The following is an 18,625-nucleotide window of genomic DNA, read 5'->3' on the forward strand; positions in this document are numbered from 1 at the left end:
TGGTCGATCAACGCCTTTATCAGCCTTCCTCGGTATTCGGATTGGTAAAGGCTGGGCGGTCTCAAGTCGAAGTGCAACAGCTAGGTTAATGTTTAGATGACGTTGCTAGATCCGCTGCTTGTAGCGTCGCGGCGAATACCTCGAAGGGAGAATGAAACGCATGTGTGGCACGAGGTCGGTTGTTCAAGCTGTCGGCAATGATGTCGAGGTCTGCCTGACTATGCACGGAAAGATCGGTGCCTTTGGGCAAATACTCGCGCAACAGGCCATTGGTATTTTCACAAGTTCCGCGCTGCCACGGGCTATGTGGATCGCAAAAATAGACGTTCACGCCAGTTTGAGCGGCAAGTTCTTGATGTCGTGAGAGTTCACGCCCCTGGTCGTAAGTGAAGCTTTGACGCAAGTGTTCGGGAATCGAGTTGAGCTTGGCCGAGAAGCCGGCCAGTGCAGATTCGGCTGTGGCATCGTGCATCTTGGCCAGCAGTACCAGACGGCTTGTTCTCTCCACCAACACGCCAACTGAGGAGCGATTGCCTTCGCCTTTGATGAAGTCGCCCTCCCAGTGCCCGGGCATCACGCGATCCTCGACTTCAGGTGGGCGCACGTGAATGCTGACCATATTGGGAATTTGCCAGCGGCGATCATTACGCCGCGTGCGCGACATACGGGCGCGGTGAGCACGACGCAAACAAGCAATGAGTTGGCGCCGTAATTCTCCGCCTGGGTGAGCGTAGATGGTCGTGTAAATCGTTTCGTGCGAGACCTGCAAAGTTGGATCGGTCGGAAACATACGCTTGAGAACTCCAGAGATTTGCTGAGGTGACCAACGCCACTCGAGCAGCGTGAGGACGACCCTCCAGCAGGCGCTGTGAGGCCCAAGCTTGGGCGTGGTGACCGTGTCCGCTCGTCGGGCCGAACTGAGCGCGTGCGCCGCCGCTGGGACATAACCGAGCACAGAGCTATTGCGCCTCAGTTCACGGCTGAGGGTAGAGGCTGAGCGTCCGAGTATGCGGGCCATGGCCCGGATACTCGAGCCCCGTTGACGCAGGCTCGCGATCTCTAGACGTTCCTCGGCTTGCAACTGCTCGTACTGATTCGCTTTGTGCATTACAACACCTTATACGCTTTGGTGTTGCGCTTCAGTTTTGAGCCCGCCCTGCGTCCATGCCCTTGGGAATCTTGGCGCCGCTGCCTTCGACGCGCTCCGCGCAGAGTTGCGCGAGATCCCGGATGCTCATGTCAGCACCGAAGATCCTGACGTATTTGCGGTAGTCTCGATGATTGGATCCGCATAGCACATTTGGCGGTTTTCCCGACGAAGGCATCGAAAAACCATGATAAAGCGCGCGGCAGCACAGTCGCCCGACGCGAACCACCTAAGCGCCGCCGTCCAGATGACCATAGGCGGCCCCTCCAGGGGTCGCCCAGTCCCGCCACAGCCCTGATCTAGCGCCACGTCAGATTTTCAGCGGGCGGGAGGGATGCCACGAGCGACGGTCTCATGCTGGAAGAAGTGCTTCAATCTGCTTGAAGACATCCCAAAGTGGGATATAGTACTGTCATGCACATAATTTCCAAACCACCGCTCATAGCTTTCTGGACGAAGCACCCGGCCGCTGAGCCGCCGCTACGGGCTTGGCTCAGGGTCATGCAGGACAAGAATTTTAAGGATCTTAACGACCTGAAGACGACCTTCGGCGCGGCGGACTACGTGAAGCCGCATACGGTCTTTGACATCGGCGGGAACAAGTATCGACTGATCGCCGCGATTCACTACAACACGCACAAGGTATTTGTTCGAAACGTGTTGACGCATGCCGAATACGACACAGACAAATGGAAGGAGAAAAAGTGATGAACGCCATTGCAGAACCAAGCGCCATCCTGAAGGCGTGGCTGCCATTCAAGGAACTGATCGGCAGTGCCACGGCCGTGCGCACTGCGGCCGATTACGATAAGGCCATCGCGTGCATCGACGAGCTGCTTAACGAAGTCGGCGACGACGAGGCGCATCCGCTCGCCGAAGTACTCGACCTGATCGCCACTCAGGTGAAAGCGTATGAAGACGAACACGTTGAGATTCCCGACGCGGCGCCGCGCGAAGTGCTGCGATTCCTCATGGAACAGCAGAACCTGACGCAAGCCGACCTCGACGACTGCGCACCGCAAAACCGTATCTCGGAGATCCTGAGTGGCAAGCGCGTAATCAGTAAGGACGTAGCCAAGCGACTCGCGAAGCGCTTCCATGTTCACGCAGACATTTTCCTGTGATCTGCCGTCTACAGGAGTCCACGCTTGGCATCCCGTACGAGCTTGGCACCGCGCAGGCCGATGCGTATTTCACGATACAGGATGAAGGAAAACTCATCTGGCAGCGCGCTGCGGGAGACGGATGCGCAATTCGGCAATTCTCGAGTTGACCACGACGCCAGAGCTGCAAAGAAAAACACCCTGTTTTCCCAGAGATACGCTATTTTTTTGTAAGGGCTATCGAAACTAAAAGGGTAATCGTCCAGGCGTTTGATTCGACTTATTCGTAGGGCTCTGTCGCATTAAGCCGATCTGCTATGGTGGTCGGCCCCGAGACGAACGATGTAACGAATGATTAAGACCCCGAATACCGCCGTGAGCAAGGCGCTCAAACGGCTGCACTATCCGCTGGACATAATGTTGACTTGCGTGCGTTGGTACGTCGCCTACCCGTTGAGTCTGCGTCATCTGGAAGAAATGATGTCCGAGCGGGCAGTATCGGTCGACCATTCGACGGTGCACCGGTGGGCTATCAAGCTGCTGCCTGCGCTCGGGAAAGCGTTCGGGCCGCGCAAGCAAAAGGTTGGCAGGAGTTGGCGAATGGACGAGACCTACATCAAGGTCAAGGGCGAATAGAAGTACTTGTACCGGGCCGTCGACAAAGCCGGCGACACAGTTGACCTCCTGTTCCGCGCCAAGCGGGACAAGGCTGCCGCTCGGCGCTATTTTGAAAAGGCGATCGCTGGAAACGGCGTACCGGACATGATAGCGAAAGGACAGGTGAAGAGTGACGGTGGACGCCATCGTTCAGTCGCCGAGCAGTTCTATGATCTTGCGAAATAAGCAATCCTCTCCGTTCCGTCCTGATTCTTCCGAATTTCCTTACTGCGACAGAACCTATCGAAGAACATGGACGAAACGACTGGCTGGAGAGATTGCAGCAAGAGTTAAAGGCCAAGACTTATCGGCCTCAGCCCTTGCTGCGCGTATGGATCCCTAAAGCTAGTCCACTGCGTCGTTGAGTTGGCACCCCGTCTATGTTCAGATGTAGGGCATGGGAAAAATGAATCTGACTGATACCGAACGTGCGCAATTACTTTCAGCGGCACGCAGCCGAACGGTGCGCGCGGCGGACGTGCGACGTGCAAAATTGATCTTGATGCTCGAGGACGGTGAATCGCGCGACGGGATCATGAGCGCACTGGGCTGCGACTCACGTTTCATCGCACGTTGGTCGGGGCGCTTCCTCAACGAGCGACTGGCCGGCATGTACGCTCGCCACCCCGGGCGCGCTCCTGTGCAGCCGCCTGCCAAGTTGGAAGCGCGGGTACTCAGCCGCACCCTCAAGCACAAACCATCCGACGGTTCGACACACTGGAGCAGCTACAAGCTCGCAGCAGAACTGGGCGACGTGTCGGTCTCGGCCGTGCAGCGCATCTGGCGCAAACACGGCATCAAGCCGCAGCGTTTGGAACGACACATGGTCTCCAACGACCCGGACTTCGAGACCAAGGCGGCCGACGTGATCGGGCTGTATTTGAACCCGCCGGCGCACGCGGCGGTGTTCTGCGTGGATGAGAAGACCGCGATCCAGGCACTTGAGCGTAAGGACCGGATGCTGCCGCTGTCGCCGGGACGCGCCGAGAGCCATGGCTTCGAATACAAACGCAACGGGACACTCAGCCTGTTCGCGGCGTTCAATACGGCGACCGGCGAGGTGCTGGGCAAGACGGCGTCGCGCCACACCAGCGAGCAGTTTGTGGCCTTTCTGACTGACGTCGTCGCCAGCCAGCCCAAACGTCGGGAAATCCACGTCATTTGCGATAACGTGAGCAGCCAGAAGACGCAGCGGGTGGTCGAATTTCTCACCGCGCATCGCAACGTGCGCTTGCACTTCACGCCGACTTATTCTTCGTGGCTAAACCAGGTGGAAAACTGGTTCTCACGCATTCAGCCTGATGTGATCGGCGGCGTCTTCACTTCGGTGAAGGATCTGGATCGCAAACTGATGCGATATATCCGCGAGCACAATCAAAATCCGAAACCAATCAAATGGAAATATGACGATCCTTCCCGTCGAATTTGCCCGGTGCCAAGTCAATGACGCAGTGGACTAGTGTGACGATTGGTCAGAAAGCGCTCGACGGATTTTGGGTGATTTCGGCGAATTCACGCGAAGCGACGAACGGAGCGGCGAGCTGTTTGCGATACAGTGAAGCGCTTAGCAGATGCCGCGCGAGCGCGAAGTGTTGACGAATCGGACCAAAGCACGAGAGATACTGCTGCGTGCGTTTCAGGTTGCTAAAGCCGCGCATGCGACGCTCGCGTTCGCGTTCGCGTGTAGGTTGATTGCTGTTTTCGGCTCGGTTATTAAGCCGGGCAGCCGCTTTGACGAATACATGCTTCACGCTCGCAAGCTCCGGGATCTCGGCTCTGTCGGCCGGTAGCTGCGTAACTGATCCGTGACGATCTTGCGTGGCACGGGGCTTGAGCGCAGCACGCGCTTGAAGAAGCGTTTGGCGGCGGCTTTATCACGCCGCTTCTGCACCAGGATGTCGAGTTCGGCGCCATGTTCGTCTACCGCACGCCACAACAGATACGGTTCACCTCGCAAGGTGACGAACATCTCGTCAAGGTGCCACATACTACCCGGCTTGCGTCGCACCGCTATTACTCGATGAGCAAAGCCTTTACCAAATTTGTCACTCCTGCATCGGATCGTCTCGTATGACACGATCACGCGACAAACTGACAACGCCACTGAACATGCTCCCTCTCACCTAGATAGGACACCTGCCGCAACAAATACGGGTGCCTGGGTCGAGCGGCAAAAAGGTCAATGGCTACCGCTCAGTTTATAACGGCTAGCGGGATGCCAAAGGGTGACATCACTCGCGATTTGTCCTAGAGCATTCGTCTGGCGACGTAGCACTAGACACGGTTCGCCGATCGGCATCATCAAGGCCTGCCTGACCATAGCGCTAGCCTTTCGCGCTGTCACCCAGTAATGCGCGCCTTGAGCGGGAGCAACGCGCATCATGTATTCATTGGGCGTTTCCATCTCAAAATTTTGATCTAAATAGTCTGGAAAGACGAGGCTATTGACGTACCGATCCTCAAGTTCAATCGGCACGTCATTCTCGAAATGCACGATGCGTGAATGGAACGCGGTGCCGAACTGCGGTAGCTCGAGCGTTTGCAACACTGCGGCGTCTTGAGTCGACTCAACAAGTAGGACCTTTGCGCGATGCACGTCGCCACGAGCGCGGATTTCGTCCGCGATACTGTGGATCTCGATCAATGTCGCTTGATGGCGACGGTCGGCGACAAATGTTCCACGTCCGCGTACACGCGTCAGAAGATTCTCACTCACGAGTTCGCGTAACGCACGATGCACCGTCATTCGCGACAAGGAAAATTCGCTCGCCAATGACAGCTCGGTCGGAATCATGTCATTTAAGCGCCACTGCCCCGTATCAATCATCTTTCGAACATAGTCCTTCAGTTGTTGATAGGCTGGAGCCGCCGTTGTCTCAATTTTTTCCGTATCCATACGCTGACATCTTCCCGCGACCAAAGTGTGGATTGTATAGGCATTCGGCAGGGCTTTGTTCGGGAGGATCCGAGTTCCCGTCACGCATACCTGTTCGCCAATCGTCACTCGACGCGAATGAAGGTGGTGGTCTACGATGGGCTGGGTATCTGGCTTGCCTCACGGCGGCTGAACAAGGGTAAGCGTCAGCGGATCCCGTCTTGAATCTGGCATGCTCGAGTGTGAACGTGTTGCTTTCGTGAGAATGGGGCAATGTGATGGAAGACGAGAACATTAAGGCTGCAACGGCGATGGGCGCACGTCACCCACGGCAAAGTGAAGCGTTCTGGGGCGAAATGGTTACCACCTGGAAAGCGAGTGGGATCGGCGCTCGTCGATTTTGCCGGGAACAGGGTCTTGCGCTAAGCACCTTCAGTCTGTGGCGCAAGAAACTTTCAAGCTCCATCAAGGAGACCAGGCAGCCGCTCTCGGTTACTGCGGATGCGGCATTCATCGTCTGCCAGTCTGGATGCTGAACTGGCGTCCCGAAGCCTTCCGTGGCAAGGCCCGCGGCTGACGCATCGCCGTCGCGTGACCAGATGACGCTCTCGCTCACGGGCGTCCGCATCGGACTGAGCGGCGTTCACGCCGAGCGCATCGTGCGATTTCTGCTCGGGCAGCTCGGAGGCGGCCAGTGCTGATTGCCTCGGACGTTCGCGCGTACGTCTGTCTCGACCCGGTAGACATGCGCAAGGCAATTGACGGGCTGTCGTATCTCGTCGAGCCGTTGCTTGCCCAGAGGCCTGCATCGGGCAACCTGTTGTCTTCGTTGCGCGCGACCGCTCCAAAGGGGTCTGATTTCGGTGCAAATCAACAGTCGATGCGATTGCGTGCGGCTGAAGAGTCGGGCCGAAAAAAGTCATGAACCGACGCGCAAACGCGAGCAGCGCATGCGTGGGCTTCGCGCCCGCTTCACCGCCTGGCATGTCTCACCGGGATCACCCAAGATCCGTCCGCCTTCTGTGGAAGTGCGCGTCCGCACCCCTAATGCGTCGCCAACGTTTTAATGTGGCAACGTCGTCACGAACCCTTGGCGCCTTGGCGCCATAGTCCATCAGTTCCTTGATGACCTTTTGTGCGGAGGCAACCGGCGCGTCACAAGCAGCATCCAGTTCATAACGCGACTTGAGCGCCGCCGGATTCGTTGCGCCGAGCCAGACCTGTCCGTCCTTGTCCTGCCATGCGAGCGCTTTCAGAGGTAGATCAATTCCGACGCGCTGATCGCATCGCATTAGTAGTGTACCGACTTTCGGGTTGCTGAAGATCAGCAGCGCCGTCGGCCGAAGCGTGAGCCCGACCTTCGCCGCTGCGGCCGCGTGATCGACCCGTGCAACGATCACAAAACCTTGATCTTTTGCCGCCGCCTCAACCCGATCGATTGTCTCCGAGACCGATCGGGAGCTTTTCTCCATCAGCAGTTCGTCCGCCTGCGCCACCGAGTGCAGCATCAGGACGAGTGAAAACAAGATCGCTTTCTTCATCATGCGTACCTTTATCTGTAGATTTACAAAGACAGTACTCTCCAACCCGCTGTACTCGAGGGACAGTACGGGGGTGGCCACAGTTAGCGGATCGTGTCATACGACGGAAAGGCTTCAGCCATCTCGATCAGGCTCCGATACGCAGCGATTTCCGGCATTCTGAACTCCCGAACCAGCACGTCACGCATAAGGGCATCGTAGCCGGCTACCGTATGCAATGACACCAAGGCTTCACGGATTGCCGCGATCTCGCTTTCGGGCCGCGCCGAGGACGCGACCAACAGTGGAATCGGCGTCCACGCTGTGTAGCCGATCGTCCGAAAATTTGCGACGCTCTCCGGCGCGTGATGGCGAGCGAGATCCAGATAGAAGCAGTCAACGGCCACAACGTCAACTTCACCAGTATTAAGCGCATCCAGCGCACGGGCTGGCGTGTGCAGTGGCCCGATCGACGCGGCGAACAATGGCTTTCCGTCATTCGACAACGCGCCGAGCGCAGCACGCGGCGCCTGATATCCTGATTGCGAATCCACTGACATCCAGCCAATCCGACCTCCGAATGCAGTCGCCATCGAGCATGCAGCGGAACTCCGATTCACGAGAAACTCACTACGATAGCGAGGCAGGCCAGCGTACCAGGCTGGCTCCGGGACAGGCACGGCAAGCGGCACGATCTGGTGGTCTGTCTCGTTGACAAACGGCCACCCACACATGAATCCACAAGCAAGATCTTCCCTCGCCCAAAGCTCGGTCAATGGCAGCGGCCACGCATGCGCAACGATATCGATCTGCAGTTCAAGCTCAGCGAACAGCCTGCTGGACAGCGAGTTCCATGCTTCAGCTGTTTTGACTGACGCGTTGTACATACGGAACGACGCGATACCTTTTCTCATGTTTGTGCTCCTCCGCGCTGGTTTGCAAATATCGGCATACTGCGATGCCGTTTAAAAGAAGTTTTCAGAGAACGCGCAGCAAGATACTCCCGCCGCGCGTTCTCCCGAGATACCACGAACCGATATCGGGCTTCACGTAAAGGACGAAGAACTGATCTTTTCGCGTTGCTTAGAATTTGTGGCGCAGTGCGATGCGCATCACAGCCTGACGGTCATTAGAGGAATCGCCCAGCCCACCGATGTTTGCGACGGCAGCACTCCCTGTAGAACTGACACCAGATGCTTTCTGCACCGCCGCTGTAAAATACACGTCTGTGCGCTTCGACAGGAAATAATCCGCTAGCACGGCAATCTGATGGTAGTGCTGGTCGCCGAGTGTCTCGCCACGTACTTCCACTCCGGTACTCGTCGTATAGTTATACGCGAAGCCTGCAAAGAACGCCGGTGTGAACTGCCAGCGCAAACCAGCTTCGACGTCGTTAAACTTCGGCGATACACCGCCGAGGGAGGCGACATTTCCGTACTGCGTATTCGAATAGGTCAGTCCAATGAGGGCGGGGCCAATCGCGTATGTACCACCTACTGCCGCGACCTGGTACGAGCTCGCGGTGATGTAGTTGCTATTCAAGACGCCGCTCAGTGAATTCGCGCCACTCACGTTGTCAGTGAACAATCCCGTTCCCGCAGTCGGGCCGGTTGGGTTCTTGAAGAAGTTGTAGCCTGCGCCCAATGTGATTGGCCCGTGGTTGTACGACGCCCCGAACGAATAGCCTCCGCCGCCGGTAACGTTGCCCGGCTGACCGCCAAGGCTTGCCTCGGCACCAAAGTTCAGACCGTTGAAGTCTGGGCTTACATACTTGATACTGTTGTTGACACGCAATGTGTTTACGAGGTTATCGAGGTCAACTGGATGGCCAAAGGTCGTCGATCCGCCAATGTAACCCGTGCTCGTGACGGGCTGTACATAGGCAACCACAAGATCGTACTGGCGGCCGAATGTCACCGTACCGTAGCTGCGGCTGCTTAAACCGACGTAGGTCGTCCGGCCAAACGGCGTGCCACCTTGCGCGAATGCGCCAGTGTTCAGATTGATACCGCCTTGAATATCGAAGATCGCCTTCAGCCCGTCACCCAGATCCTCTGTGCCGCGGAAACCCCACCGGCTACCGTTCAGTCCATTGATCGAATCCACCGTCAATTGACGGCCACCGACATTTACGCCTTTTACAACATTTTTGGCGTTGGTATTGAATTGAAACCCTTCATCGAGGACGCCGTACAACGTCACGCTACTTTGCGCGTGAGCGGCTAACGACCAGATTCCCGAAAAGGCAGCAGCCAGCCATATATTTTTCATCTTAGTTGTCCTTTTTAATATAAAAGAAAATTAATTAAATTTCTCTCGGACTGATTACGAAACGACGGACAACGGAGCGCCTTCACACGCAGAAGACACGCCCCAATTTCCCAGTATTAGTGGACTTGCAGAAAAGAATCCTGAATTGACATGTAGTCGATTCGCAACGTCGAACTTGCGGAATCGAGCGGGATCACACCGTGTCAGTTTTGGTATTTCTTGAGCAACGTCGCAGCAGCCCGAAACTCGGGAGTGAACGACCGGTCTTCATCCCGGAACGGGACAACATTGCGCAATGCGTCGAAAAGTTTTTGTGTGTCTGGTGACAGCGTGAAACCTTTGCCAGCTTTCTGACGCAACTCGACAGCCTGCGCTGCAGAGATCAGTTCGATTGCAACCAGGTCAAACGAATTATCGATCTCCGTTTGCACCCTGCGAATCACGCGAGGTGCGTTGGTCGCGATATCTTCTATGTCGCCTGCGGCCGACAGATAGTCCATCGAAACCGGCATCGCAAGTTCCTTGTTCTCTTCAGCCAATGCCAGCGGCGGCTTCTCCATGGCGCCGAAGGCATGCAGCGTGTTATCCGTGCCGAGGAAACGGCTTAGGTGCGTAAAGCGCGGATCGTTCATCTTGATGATTCGCTGCGCGGAGGCGAGCGAGTTGTGCGCCAACGCGATGCCAGTCTCTTCGAACGATAACGCGTATGGCAGCGGCTCGAAATTGGCGTTAGGCAACACGGCGCCATATCCGTCCTTCTCTTGCAGATAGCTGCGCTTCGCTTGCCAGAGGTCGCTTTTCGGTTTAACGCCAATAGCCACGCCAGGATTATCGTCCGATGAATTCAACTGGATTTCAATGAGCCGGCGGTCCTCGTCGTAACTCTTGTCGATTTCAGCCAGCAGATAAGGCGCATCGCGGAAGCTGAGGGGATCCTGTAGTGCCCTCTCGTCGTCCCGTTGCCATAGACTGCTACCCGTGAGAATATCGCGCAACGCAGCGCCCGTCCGAATCACGTGAGGATAAGGGTGCAGCGCAAGCGTATCTTCGAGAAACGGCGAAACGTTGCCATTCAAGCCCTGCAGACTCATCGCGTAGACGACTTTTTCGACGTGGCTCAGTTGCTTGAGATCAATAAGCGCGAGCGCCGCCATACCCGTAGAGTAAGCGTTTGAACTGAGAATACCCAGTGCGTCTTTTCCCCACGGGTGGATCGGTTCGATTCCAGCGGCTTTTAGCGCAGTCGCGGCAGCGACTTTTACGCCGCGGTAATACACGTCGCCTTCGCCCATCATTGTTAAACCGACGTGGCTCAGAATAGTAATGTCCGCTTCACCGATCGACCCTTCGATCGGGATCGAGGGGTAATGCCAGAATTCAGGAACTGGACGTACTTTTCTGCGACTGCGGGTTGCACCCCCGATGCACCGACGAGCATTTGATTCAGACGCGTCGCCATAGCAGCGCGGGCGGTTCGGACGTCCATGTCTGGGCCCACGCCCCCCGAATGCGCATGAAGCAGCGCGGCATTGAAACGTGTCGAAGCCTCAATGACGTCGGTCGTAAGCTTACCTTGAGCATCGACCATCTGACGGTCCTTGTTCATACCAACGCCAACGGTAAGACCGTAAATGCGCTGCCCCTCGACGGCGGCTTCGAGCAACAGGTCATGCCCTTTCGCGACTTGCCTCATGGCCGCAGGTGCAACGACAACCTGTTCGCCCATTGCGATGTTGCCGATCGTTTCCGGAGTGGCCGACTTGCCCTCTAAGGTAACGGCGGCATGGCACGTCAAGGCTTGAAGCAACAGAATCGCGCTGAATATCTGTGTGACAGGGTTGAGCATGAGTTTCCTTCGTGGAAAGTTTCCTTTGGTCTCCGCGCCCGAGGTGGATGCGCGAGTCAAGACGGAATTTCAAGCCGTCCAAACGAGAATACTTTGTCTATACATATGTTCGCAATTTTTCAATATTCTTTTCGGGAAGGATCTTTCCAAAATATTTTTCCACCCTGTTTCCACGGAAAATCTCTTCTTATTATGGATAACAGTGAAGGCTGCCGCGCTTGTTGATGGCCGCCGCAGCCCCGTGCGATACCGCTTCGTGACTATAGGGAGTTGACTCGACTGCGGACGTCAGGCGAACTGCAACGATTGCCCGATGCCGAGGCGCTTCGCTTTCTCGAGCATCGCGTGAGCCAGCCCGATGTCGCTGAGACTGAGGCCGCGATGCCAGAACAGGATCGTCTCGTCGTCGTTCTGGCGGCCGGCCTTCTTGCCCGCCACGATCTCGCCAAGCTCCGCATGTAGCGTTTCTTCCGAAAGGCGGTCGGTGTCGACGTGCTGCCTGAGTGAGCCGAACGGCAGACCTTTGCGGCACTGGCCCCAATCGTCAACCACCATCTTGTTCATGATATCCGTCAGTGAGAGCTCGACGGCACTCATCGTGCCATAGGGCATTACCAGCGCTCCGCGCTTGATCCATTCGGTTTTTAGCAGCGGTTCCGGTTTTGGCAGGCGCGATGCTTCCACCACGATGTCTGCGCCGCGTACGCAGGATTCCCAATCCTCAGTGACCCGGACTGGCTTCCCGAGATCTTGGGACAGCCGCTGCGCGAACGCATTGCGGCTTTCTTCGCGCCGCGAATGCACACGGATTTCGTCGAAGTTGAACAGGTGGTCGAGCAGTCGCACGTTCCAGTAGGACGTGCCGCGCGCACCGATGTGCGCAAGAACCTTGCTGCCTTTGCGGGCTAGATATTTGGCTCCCAACGCGGTCATCGCGCCGGTGCGCATATCTGTGATCGACGTTGCATCGAGGATAGCTTTCGGGGCACCTGTCTCGGGATCAAAAAGGTTAAGCACGGCTAGCTCTGAAGGCAAACCGCGCTGATAGTTGTTGACGAAGTCGCCGACCACTTTCACGCCCGCAAGTCCGAGCGGGTGGATGACCCCGCGCAGTACGTTAAAGTGTCCTTCCGCCGAATCCTTCGGGATCAAATGGACACGGGGTTCGATCACGGTTTCGCGATTGCCCTGGGCGGCCAGCGCCGATTCCACGGCAGCCAGAATCTCCGCGTCCGTCAACTCCAGTCGCTCGACGTCCAGACGGTTCAGAAAGGTGAAATGAATCGATTCCATAGAGGGTTTCCTGAAAAAATAGGTGTTAATCCGACAGGCCGCCTTTAGCGGGAGGTGCGGACATGTGCGAGTGGTTTTGCGTGGGTGCCGTCGTTTCGTCCGGCGATTGCGTAATGCCAAGTCGGCGAAAGCGGCGCAGATCGGCTTCCGGGTGAATCAGCAGGGCCGCTACGATACCGAGAGTGATGACGAGCAGACCCGCGTAAAGATAGCCAGTCCGGAAGCCGTCGACGGGGTCCGAGCCGACGTCGACAATCAGGCCCATGGCGACGGGTGCGATCAGGCCGGCAAGAGTATGAACCGAGTTGGTGATGCCCAGCAGCGCGCCACGCTGCGAGGACGGGCAGATTTCTCCGATCAGCGTCGAACCGAGCGTGAAGATAACGCTGCCTATTGAAAACGCGAGGCCAATCAGAAAGATCTTCAACGGACCCAGAGCCAACATCGGTAGACAGGCCGCCGCCGCACCGGCGCCGATCACGCACATGCAGCCGAACGCACCCCGTGCAACGCGGCTCGAATAGCCATTCTTCGCGAGCCGTTGCGATATGAATGCGAAGCAGGGTGCCAGCACGATCTGCATCACCGAGGGGAGGGCAATCACCCAAGCCGCCGTCGAGGGGCTGAGGTGAACAGCCCGGATCAGATAGTTGGCAAGCCAGACGATGTTAAGCGCAATCATCCAGTATGCGGCGAAGCCTGCTATATACACGCCGAGCGCGGTACGGCTCAGAATCAGATAGCGGTAAGGAATGCGGGTGGGCGCTACGCCGTCTGCTATCACGTGGCCTATGGGCCCGTCCTCGCCGACAGCGGCCCAGACGATGGCCCAGGCGAGACCCGCCACAGCCAGCGCGGCAAAAGCGGCATGCCAGCTGTAACGCACGATGATCCATGTGATGAGTGGCGCAACCACGCCGGCTCCGAACGCGGCGCCGCATGCAACAACGCTGGTCGGCACGGCTCGGCGGTTATCGCCAAACCACTTGTACACGGCGTGAAGTGCGACAGGAAATGCAGGTCCTTCCGCAGCGCCGAGAATCACCCGGCTGCCAAATAGCGCGACAAAGCTGACGGTCCCTGTCATGGGTAAAAGTGCCAGGGCCCAGATCACGCTCATTACCAGCATGATGCGTTTGGTTGAGACGTGGTTAGACAGGAATCCAATTGCGACACCCGAAATTGAGAACAGCAAAAAGAACGCACTTCCCAACGCGCCAAACTGCGCGTGAGTTAGTCGTAATTCGGTGATGATCGCCGTGCTTGACAAGCCAACGACCGCCTTATCCGCGAAGTTGATTAGCATGAACAGAAAGACAAGTACGACAATTGTCCATGCCTTCCGTCCACCAAGAATCAGATTTGTCTCGTTCATGTTGTTCGTTCCTTTTCCAGTGCCTCTGCCGCGTCCTCGGCTCTTTTTTGGGCATCGGCTGCGCAAGCGACTTCATTGATTTCGCAAAGTAGCAGCGCCATTTAAGATTGTCTATACATATCTTGCCGGTATCAATCCAGAGGGCGTTGTTAGGTTGTTGGGCCACTCACAAAAGATGGCGAGGTGAAGAAATCAAAATCGCTTTATCACGGTCATTGTTTTCCAGTTGCGGTCATCAGTTGCGCCGTGCGCTGGTATTTCCGCTTTCAGTTGAGCTTGCGCGACATCGAGGAACTGCTCTTTCGAGCGCGGCGTGATCGTGACATACGACACGATCCGATGCAGGAGTGACAAATTTGGTAAGGGCTTTGCTCATCGAGTAATAGCGGTGCGACGCAAGCCGGGTAGTACGTGGCACCTTGACGAGATGTTCGTCACGTTTGCGAGGTGAACCGTATCTGTTGTGGCGTGCGGTAGACGAACATGGCGCCGAACTCGACATCCTGGTGCAGAAGCGGCGTGATAAAGCCGCCGCCAAACGCTTCTTCAAGCGCGTGCTGCGCTCGAGCCCCTTGCCACGCAAGATCGTCACGGGTCAGTTACGCAGCTACCGGCCGCCAGAGCCGAGATCCCGGAGCTTGCGAGCGTGAAGCACGTATTCGTCAAAGCGGCTGCCCGGCTTAATAACCGATCCGAAAACAGCAATCAACCTACACGCGAACCCGAGCGTTGCATGCGCGGCTTTAGCAACCTGAAACGCACGCAGCAGTATCTCTCGTGCTTTGGTCCGATTCGCCAACACTTCGCGCTGAAGCGGCATCTGCTAAGCGCTTCACTCTATCGCAAACATCTCGCCGCTCGGTTCGTCGCTTGGCGTGAATTCGCCGAATCACCCAAAGTCCATCGAGCGCTTTCTGACCAATCGTCACACTGCCCGTCGTGCCGTTCTATTCTTGGCAAGTTGACAACGCCCCTTGAAGTAGTCTGCCTCATTTGGAACTCGGGTTATAGAGTTTTGAATTGACTAAAATTGAGATATCGAAGTTCGAGGGCACCTCGTTTTCGACAGCTGCAATGCCGAAAGCATGCAGCAGTTACCGAGATTTCGCCACGCGATCCGAACATGGATGGCTTATTTCATAAGCAATATTCTTACAAATCGTCAGCAAGAGGCTTTTTTGTTATTTTTTTGTTGCAGTCAGATTGTCTATACATTTACCATTAGATCATGCTTGCTTTCTGAGCATCGGCCCCACTACTTGCGCCGCGTCGACCGCGGTCGAGCTACGACGGAATTATGAAAACCAAATCTGATCAAAGACATTTGAACATGACTAAAATAAATTTCGTTATGCTTATAAACGGAGGACCAATCGGTATCTATTCAAGAATAGATAGCTATCAGCGCTTGGGGCAACGTCGGCTTGCCACGATATGTGTAGTTCTCTTTCTCGGAACGTTGAACACACTGGCTCATGCTCAGGCCAACAACGTCACCCTGTACGGTATTGCCGATGGGGGGATCACGTACACGAACAACCAAGGGGGAGCGTCGTCGACGCAGGCGACCAGCGGCGGCCTGGGAAGCAGCCGCTGGGGGCTGACCGGCGTAGAGAATCTAGGAGGCGGAATGTCCACTATCTTCAAGCTGGAAAGCGGCTTCAACCTGCAAACCGGACAGCTTCTGCAAAATGGCCGCGAATTCGGCCGGCTTGCTTACGTCGGCTTGAACTCGCAGTGGGGAACGCTGACGCTCGGTCGGCAAGACGACGTGATGGGCGACTATCTGGGTGCCTACTCCGGAAGCGTTCAGTTCTCCGGTCCGTTGGGCACCCACGCCGGCGACCTCGACAACATTTTCATCTCCTACAAGCTGAGCAATACCGTCAAGTACGCGAGTCCTTCCCTCGGCGGTTTCTCTTTCGGAGGCTTGTATGGGGTCGGCGGCGTGTCCGGTTCCGTCGGCACCAATCAGCTTTGGGGTATGGCCGCCCATTATGCCGGCGGTCCGTTTTCCGCGAGCGCTGTCTACCATCACATCAACGATCCAACGGTCACTTACTTCGATGGGGCTGCGACCGCAAGCAGCAATACACCGTTTAGTAACCCAGTCAATAATCCCATCTATCTGGGTTATAGCTCGGCAGCGAGTCTCGACGCTTTCGGCGTGGGCGCGGGTTTGACTATCGGCGCGTCGACAATCGGCGTCAATCTGACAAGTACGCAGTTCAACCGTGTTGTGAAAACGGCAACGACGCCTCGCGGCGGCGCAAGCCCGTCGATCACCAGCGTTGAGGTTGCATACTCCGCGCGGATCATTGCAGCGGCCGTAGTTGGCATCTCCTACGCCTATACTCACGCAGACGAGGCGAAATACAGCCAGGTGACCCTGGGTACTCAATATTTCCTGTCCAAACGCACGCGTCTGTATGCAGAGGCTGCGTGGCAGCATGCTTCGGGCATTGATTCGACCGGGAGGGCGGCAGTCGCTGATCTGACGACCGTCAGCGCGTCGAGCACCGGGAATCAGATCGCCGCGCGAGTCGGCATAAGCGTGCGGTTTTAGGTTCTGTCGCGCTAACGCGATGAAGTAGAATTGGTCCAATTACCAAGCATGACGAGCACGATGGCAAGGACGAAGACGCCACGCAAGACGCTGCCCACCGGCATTGGCAAGGTACTGAAGCGACTGCACTATCCACTGGATGTAAGTCTGCTGTGGGTGCGCTGGTATGTGGCGTACTCGCTGGGCCTGCGCAACCTTGAGGAAATAATGGCCGAACGGGGAATCGAAGCGGATCATTCGAGCATGCACCGCTGGGTCATCAAGTTGCTGCCGGTGTTTGAAAAGGCATTCCGCGATCGCAAACGGCCTGTCGTGCAAGAGCTGGCGCGTCGATGAGACCTACGTCAAGGTCAAGGGCCAATGGAAATACTTGACCGTGCCGTCGACAAGGCCGGCAACACGGTGGATTTCCTGCTGCGCGCCCATGGCGATAAGGCCGCTGCTCGCCGCTACTTCGAGAAGGCGATTGACCATAACGGCGAGCCCGGGACAATTACGGTGGCCAAGAGCGGCGCGAATCTGGCTGCGCTTGAAGCGCTCAATGCCGAGCGTTCAACGCCGATCAAGGTTCGGCAAAACAAATACCTGAATAACGTCGTCAAGCAGGATCACCGTGCCATCAAACGCATCATCAAGCCGATGATGGGGTTCAAGGATTTCCGGTGTGCACGCATCATCCTGTCCGGCATTGAGACGATGCAATGATCAGCAAAGGCCAGATGAAAGACGCTGGCGTTAACCGAAGCCCCGCCGATCAGTTCTATCTGTTGGTGGCGCAAGGACCCTTTTCATCACAGAAGTTTTCGCTTCGCCGACCTTATCGCGACACAACCTAGGGCAGTCGGACGACGAGATCGTGGTTACTGGAACGGTAAAGCAATATCGCCCCACACCGTGCTGTAGGCGGCGGATTGCAATCAAGCCGTCACCGAGTGGTTTGGAATTTCTTCGTTCAGTGAGCACGGTCATTCGGTCATCAACTGCGGTGTTGACTGCTGTCCGAGCCAAACGTACTTGCGACCACGCCTCGGAACCACCGGTGGCCCGCATCGTTGTGAAACCGCGCATGCCAGAATTGTTGAACAGTCAGGTCGGGCAATGGGACAGGAAGTGTAAAGACATCAACGTTCGCCAAGAGAGAGAAAAGTTCGGCGAGTTCGTCGGGAACCGCCGCGATGAAGTCGGACGTCGCGACCAGGCTCGGTACAGCGAGCAGGTAAGGCACGGCGATGCCGACCTTCAAACGCGCGCCTCGTCGTTTTAATTCTTTTTCTAGTAGCTGATTGCTTATTGCTAGAGTTCCGGACACCACGTGCTTAGCGGCTATGAACTGCTCCAGCGTCAGTTTTACTTTTTTACGTGTGACCCCGCCCTTGATGATCCCGACCAGAGAGCGCCTGAAGAGCGGTTGCTGATGCAGCGCATCTCCCATTTTTCCCAAATACCCGATCGCGAGGTCAACCTCGCCATCCTGAAGTGCACTCGCAAGTTCTAGCGATGGAAGTTGAATGGGTTTCAGGGTAGCAAGGGGCGCTTGTTCCCGCAGCGCCGCCAAAAGACGGGGCAGCAGAACGATTACCCCCATATCGCTAAGGCACACCGAAAACGTTCGGGTCGTGGTAGCCGCGTCGAAGACGTTGGCGCTCCATATTTCTCGCTGAACGGCGCTCAGCACATTCGCAGCGCCTTCAATGAGGCGCTCACCAACGGGTGTCGGGATCATCGATAACCCTACACGCACGAACAATTCGTCCTGGAAAAGGATACGTAATTTCCCTAACGCATGACTGACCGCAGGTTGTGTGAGACCTAACCTGTCTGCAGCGCGGGATACGCTGCGCTCCTCCCCAAGCGTCTGTAGAACGTATAAAAAGTTCAGATCAGGCGGTTGCATGTATGCACCAGATTCATTGTCAGTATGAAAGTGATTGAATAGATATATACAGGAAAACGGATTATGGTCTAGTCCAGA

15 protein-coding genes and 5 pseudogenes are annotated in these 18,625 nt (G+C 56.4%); 10 read left to right on the forward strand and 10 right to left on the reverse strand.

The features are described from left to right. Positions 1–85: 85 nt before the first annotated feature. Positions 86–1,108, reverse strand: coding sequence for an IS30 family transposase (locus AXG89_RS32995; RefSeq protein WP_062174813.1), 1,023 nt, complete (start codon positions 1,106–1,108; stop codon positions 86–88). A 540-nt stretch (positions 1,109–1,648) separates the two neighbouring features. On the opposite strand from AXG89_RS32995, the gene AXG89_RS33005 reads away from it, so the two are divergent. The 4 genes and pseudogenes from AXG89_RS33005 to AXG89_RS33020 all read left to right on the forward strand — a co-directional run bounded on the left by AXG89_RS33005 (position 1,649) and on the right by AXG89_RS33020 (position 4,354). Next, positions 1,649–1,855, forward strand: coding sequence for a type II toxin-antitoxin system HigB family toxin (locus tag AXG89_RS33005; protein WP_335671997.1), 207 nt, complete (start codon positions 1,649–1,651; stop codon positions 1,853–1,855). Continuing rightward, positions 1,855–2,271 carry a helix-turn-helix domain-containing protein gene (locus AXG89_RS33010; RefSeq protein ID WP_062174815.1) on the forward strand — a complete coding sequence of 139 codons (417 nt, stop codon included), beginning with the start codon at positions 1,855–1,857 and terminating at the stop codon, positions 2,269–2,271. The genes AXG89_RS33005 and AXG89_RS33010 overlap by 1 nt, the downstream gene beginning before the upstream one ends. A gap of 330 nt (positions 2,272–2,601) precedes the next feature. Further along, a pseudogene (locus AXG89_RS33015) lies at positions 2,602–3,018 on the forward strand (IS6 family transposase); the annotation flags it as partial. Positions 3,019–3,304: 286 nt separating this feature from the next. Next, entirely contained in the window at positions 3,305–4,354 is a 1,050-nt protein-coding gene (locus tag AXG89_RS33020; RefSeq protein ID WP_062174816.1) for an IS630 family transposase, read from the forward strand. Positions 4,355–4,379: 25 nt separating this feature from the next. Here the strand turns inward: AXG89_RS33020 and AXG89_RS33025 are convergent. Both AXG89_RS33025 and AXG89_RS33030 read right to left on the reverse strand, forming a co-directional pair. Further along, positions 4,380–4,990: pseudogene (locus tag AXG89_RS33025) on the reverse strand (IS6 family transposase); the annotation flags it as partial. A 96-nt stretch (positions 4,991–5,086) separates the two neighbouring features. After that, complete coding sequence (locus AXG89_RS33030) at positions 5,087–5,803, reverse strand: UTRA domain-containing protein (protein ID WP_062003896.1); 717 nt, start codon at positions 5,801–5,803, stop codon at positions 5,087–5,089. A gap of 117 nt (positions 5,804–5,920) precedes the next feature. Here AXG89_RS33030 and AXG89_RS45130 point away from each other — a divergent pair, with 117 nt between their 5' ends. The 3 genes from AXG89_RS45130 to AXG89_RS43850 are packed head-to-tail and all read left to right on the forward strand — an operon-like array spanning position 5,921 to position 6,483. After that, the gene (locus AXG89_RS45130) at positions 5,921–6,007 is read left to right on the forward strand and encodes a hypothetical protein (RefSeq protein ID WP_442861787.1); all 87 of its coding nucleotides are present in this window, start codon (positions 5,921–5,923) and stop codon (positions 6,005–6,007) included. 53 nt (positions 6,008–6,060) lie between these two features. After that, complete coding sequence (gene tnpA / locus AXG89_RS43845) at positions 6,061–6,318, forward strand: IS66 family insertion sequence element accessory protein TnpA (protein ID WP_236873579.1); 258 nt, start codon at positions 6,061–6,063, stop codon at positions 6,316–6,318. Between the two features lie 21 nt (positions 6,319–6,339). After that, the gene (locus AXG89_RS43850) at positions 6,340–6,483 is read left to right on the forward strand and encodes a hypothetical protein (protein ID WP_236873580.1); all 144 of its coding nucleotides are present in this window, start codon (positions 6,340–6,342) and stop codon (positions 6,481–6,483) included. A gap of 297 nt (positions 6,484–6,780) precedes the next feature. Here the strand turns inward: AXG89_RS43850 and AXG89_RS33050 are convergent, their stop codons facing one another. From AXG89_RS33050 to AXG89_RS33080, 6 genes and pseudogenes are all read right to left on the reverse strand, one after another. Next, positions 6,781–7,326 (reverse strand): DUF302 domain-containing protein, encoded by a 546-nt coding sequence (locus AXG89_RS33050; RefSeq protein ID WP_082771713.1) that lies wholly within the window; start codon positions 7,324–7,326, stop codon positions 6,781–6,783. Between the two features lie 80 nt (positions 7,327–7,406). Beyond that, complete coding sequence (locus AXG89_RS33055) at positions 7,407–8,216, reverse strand: phosphate/phosphite/phosphonate ABC transporter substrate-binding protein (protein WP_062174819.1); 810 nt, start codon at positions 8,214–8,216, stop codon at positions 7,407–7,409. Positions 8,217–8,385: 169 nt separating this feature from the next. Continuing rightward, positions 8,386–9,573, reverse strand: a complete 1,188-nt coding sequence (locus AXG89_RS33060) for a porin (RefSeq protein WP_062174820.1) — start codon at positions 9,571–9,573, stop codon at positions 8,386–8,388. A gap of 203 nt (positions 9,574–9,776) precedes the next feature. Continuing rightward, positions 9,777–11,419, reverse strand: a pseudogene (locus tag AXG89_RS33065) (HAL/PAL/TAL family ammonia-lyase). Positions 11,420–11,707: 288 nt separating this feature from the next. Next, complete coding sequence (locus tag AXG89_RS33075) at positions 11,708–12,712, reverse strand: ornithine cyclodeaminase family protein (RefSeq protein WP_062174822.1); 1,005 nt, start codon at positions 12,710–12,712, stop codon at positions 11,708–11,710. Between the two features lie 25 nt (positions 12,713–12,737). Next, positions 12,738–14,087: an MFS transporter gene (locus tag AXG89_RS33080; protein WP_069638489.1), complete on the reverse strand. Its 1,350-nt coding sequence runs from the start codon at positions 14,085–14,087 to the stop codon at positions 12,738–12,740. 183 nt (positions 14,088–14,270) lie between these two features. On the opposite strand from AXG89_RS33080, the pseudogene AXG89_RS33085 reads away from it, so the two are divergent. The 3 genes and pseudogenes from AXG89_RS33085 to AXG89_RS33095 form a co-directional block, all read left to right on the forward strand. Beyond that, positions 14,271–15,005: pseudogene (locus AXG89_RS33085) on the forward strand (IS6 family transposase). A 379-nt stretch (positions 15,006–15,384) separates the two neighbouring features. Further along, a complete protein-coding gene (locus AXG89_RS33090) occupies positions 15,385–16,653 on the forward strand; it encodes a porin (protein ID WP_082771714.1) in 1,269 nt (422 codons plus the stop codon). A 48-nt stretch (positions 16,654–16,701) separates the two neighbouring features. Continuing rightward, a pseudogene (locus AXG89_RS33095) lies at positions 16,702–17,429 on the forward strand (IS6 family transposase); the annotation flags it as partial. Between the two features lie 200 nt (positions 17,430–17,629). Here AXG89_RS33095 and AXG89_RS33100 read toward each other — a convergent pair. Continuing rightward, a complete protein-coding gene (locus tag AXG89_RS33100; protein WP_062003908.1) occupies positions 17,630–18,547 on the reverse strand; it encodes a LysR family transcriptional regulator in 918 nt (305 codons plus the stop codon). Positions 18,548–18,625: the final 78 nt, after the last annotated feature.

The sequence above is a fragment of the Burkholderia sp. PAMC 26561 genome (assembly GCF_001557535.2).
Classification (GTDB): Bacteria; Pseudomonadota; Gammaproteobacteria; order Burkholderiales; family Burkholderiaceae; genus Caballeronia.

Bases quoted from the DNA above. Each gene is read 5' to 3' on its own strand.
- AXG89_RS33100 (WP_062003908.1), bottom strand. From the start codon at position 18,547: ATGCAACCGCCTGATCTGAACTTTTTATACGTTCTACAGACGCTTGGG.
- AXG89_RS45130 (WP_442861787.1), top strand. From the start codon at position 5,921: ATGAAGGTGGTGGTCTACGATGGGCTGGGTATCTGGCTTGCCTCACGG.
- AXG89_RS33090 (WP_082771714.1), top strand. From the start codon at position 15,385: ATGAAAACCAAATCTGATCAAAGACATTTGAACATGACTAAAATAAAT.
- AXG89_RS33005 (WP_335671997.1), top strand. From the start codon at position 1,649: ATGCAGGACAAGAATTTTAAGGATCTTAACGACCTGAAGACGACCTTC.
- AXG89_RS32995 (WP_062174813.1), bottom strand. From the start codon at position 1,108: ATGCACAAAGCGAATCAGTACGAGCAGTTGCAAGCCGAGGAACGTCTA.
- AXG89_RS33075 (WP_062174822.1), bottom strand. From the start codon at position 12,712: ATGGAATCGATTCATTTCACCTTTCTGAACCGTCTGGACGTCGAGCGA.
- AXG89_RS33080 (WP_069638489.1), bottom strand. From the start codon at position 14,087: ATGAACGAGACAAATCTGATTCTTGGTGGACGGAAGGCATGGACAATT.
- AXG89_RS33055 (WP_062174819.1), bottom strand. From the start codon at position 8,216: ATGAGAAAAGGTATCGCGTCGTTCCGTATGTACAACGCGTCAGTCAAA.
- AXG89_RS33050 (WP_082771713.1), bottom strand. From the start codon at position 7,326: ATGATGAAGAAAGCGATCTTGTTTTCACTCGTCCTGATGCTGCACTCG.
- AXG89_RS33010 (WP_062174815.1), top strand. From the start codon at position 1,855: ATGAACGCCATTGCAGAACCAAGCGCCATCCTGAAGGCGTGGCTGCCA.
- AXG89_RS33030 (WP_062003896.1), bottom strand. From the start codon at position 5,803: ATGGATACGGAAAAAATTGAGACAACGGCGGCTCCAGCCTATCAACAA.
- AXG89_RS33020 (WP_062174816.1), top strand. From the start codon at position 3,305: ATGGGAAAAATGAATCTGACTGATACCGAACGTGCGCAATTACTTTCA.
- tnpA (WP_236873579.1), top strand. From the start codon at position 6,061: ATGGAAGACGAGAACATTAAGGCTGCAACGGCGATGGGCGCACGTCAC.
- AXG89_RS33060 (WP_062174820.1), bottom strand. From the start codon at position 9,573: ATGAAAAATATATGGCTGGCTGCTGCCTTTTCGGGAATCTGGTCGTTA.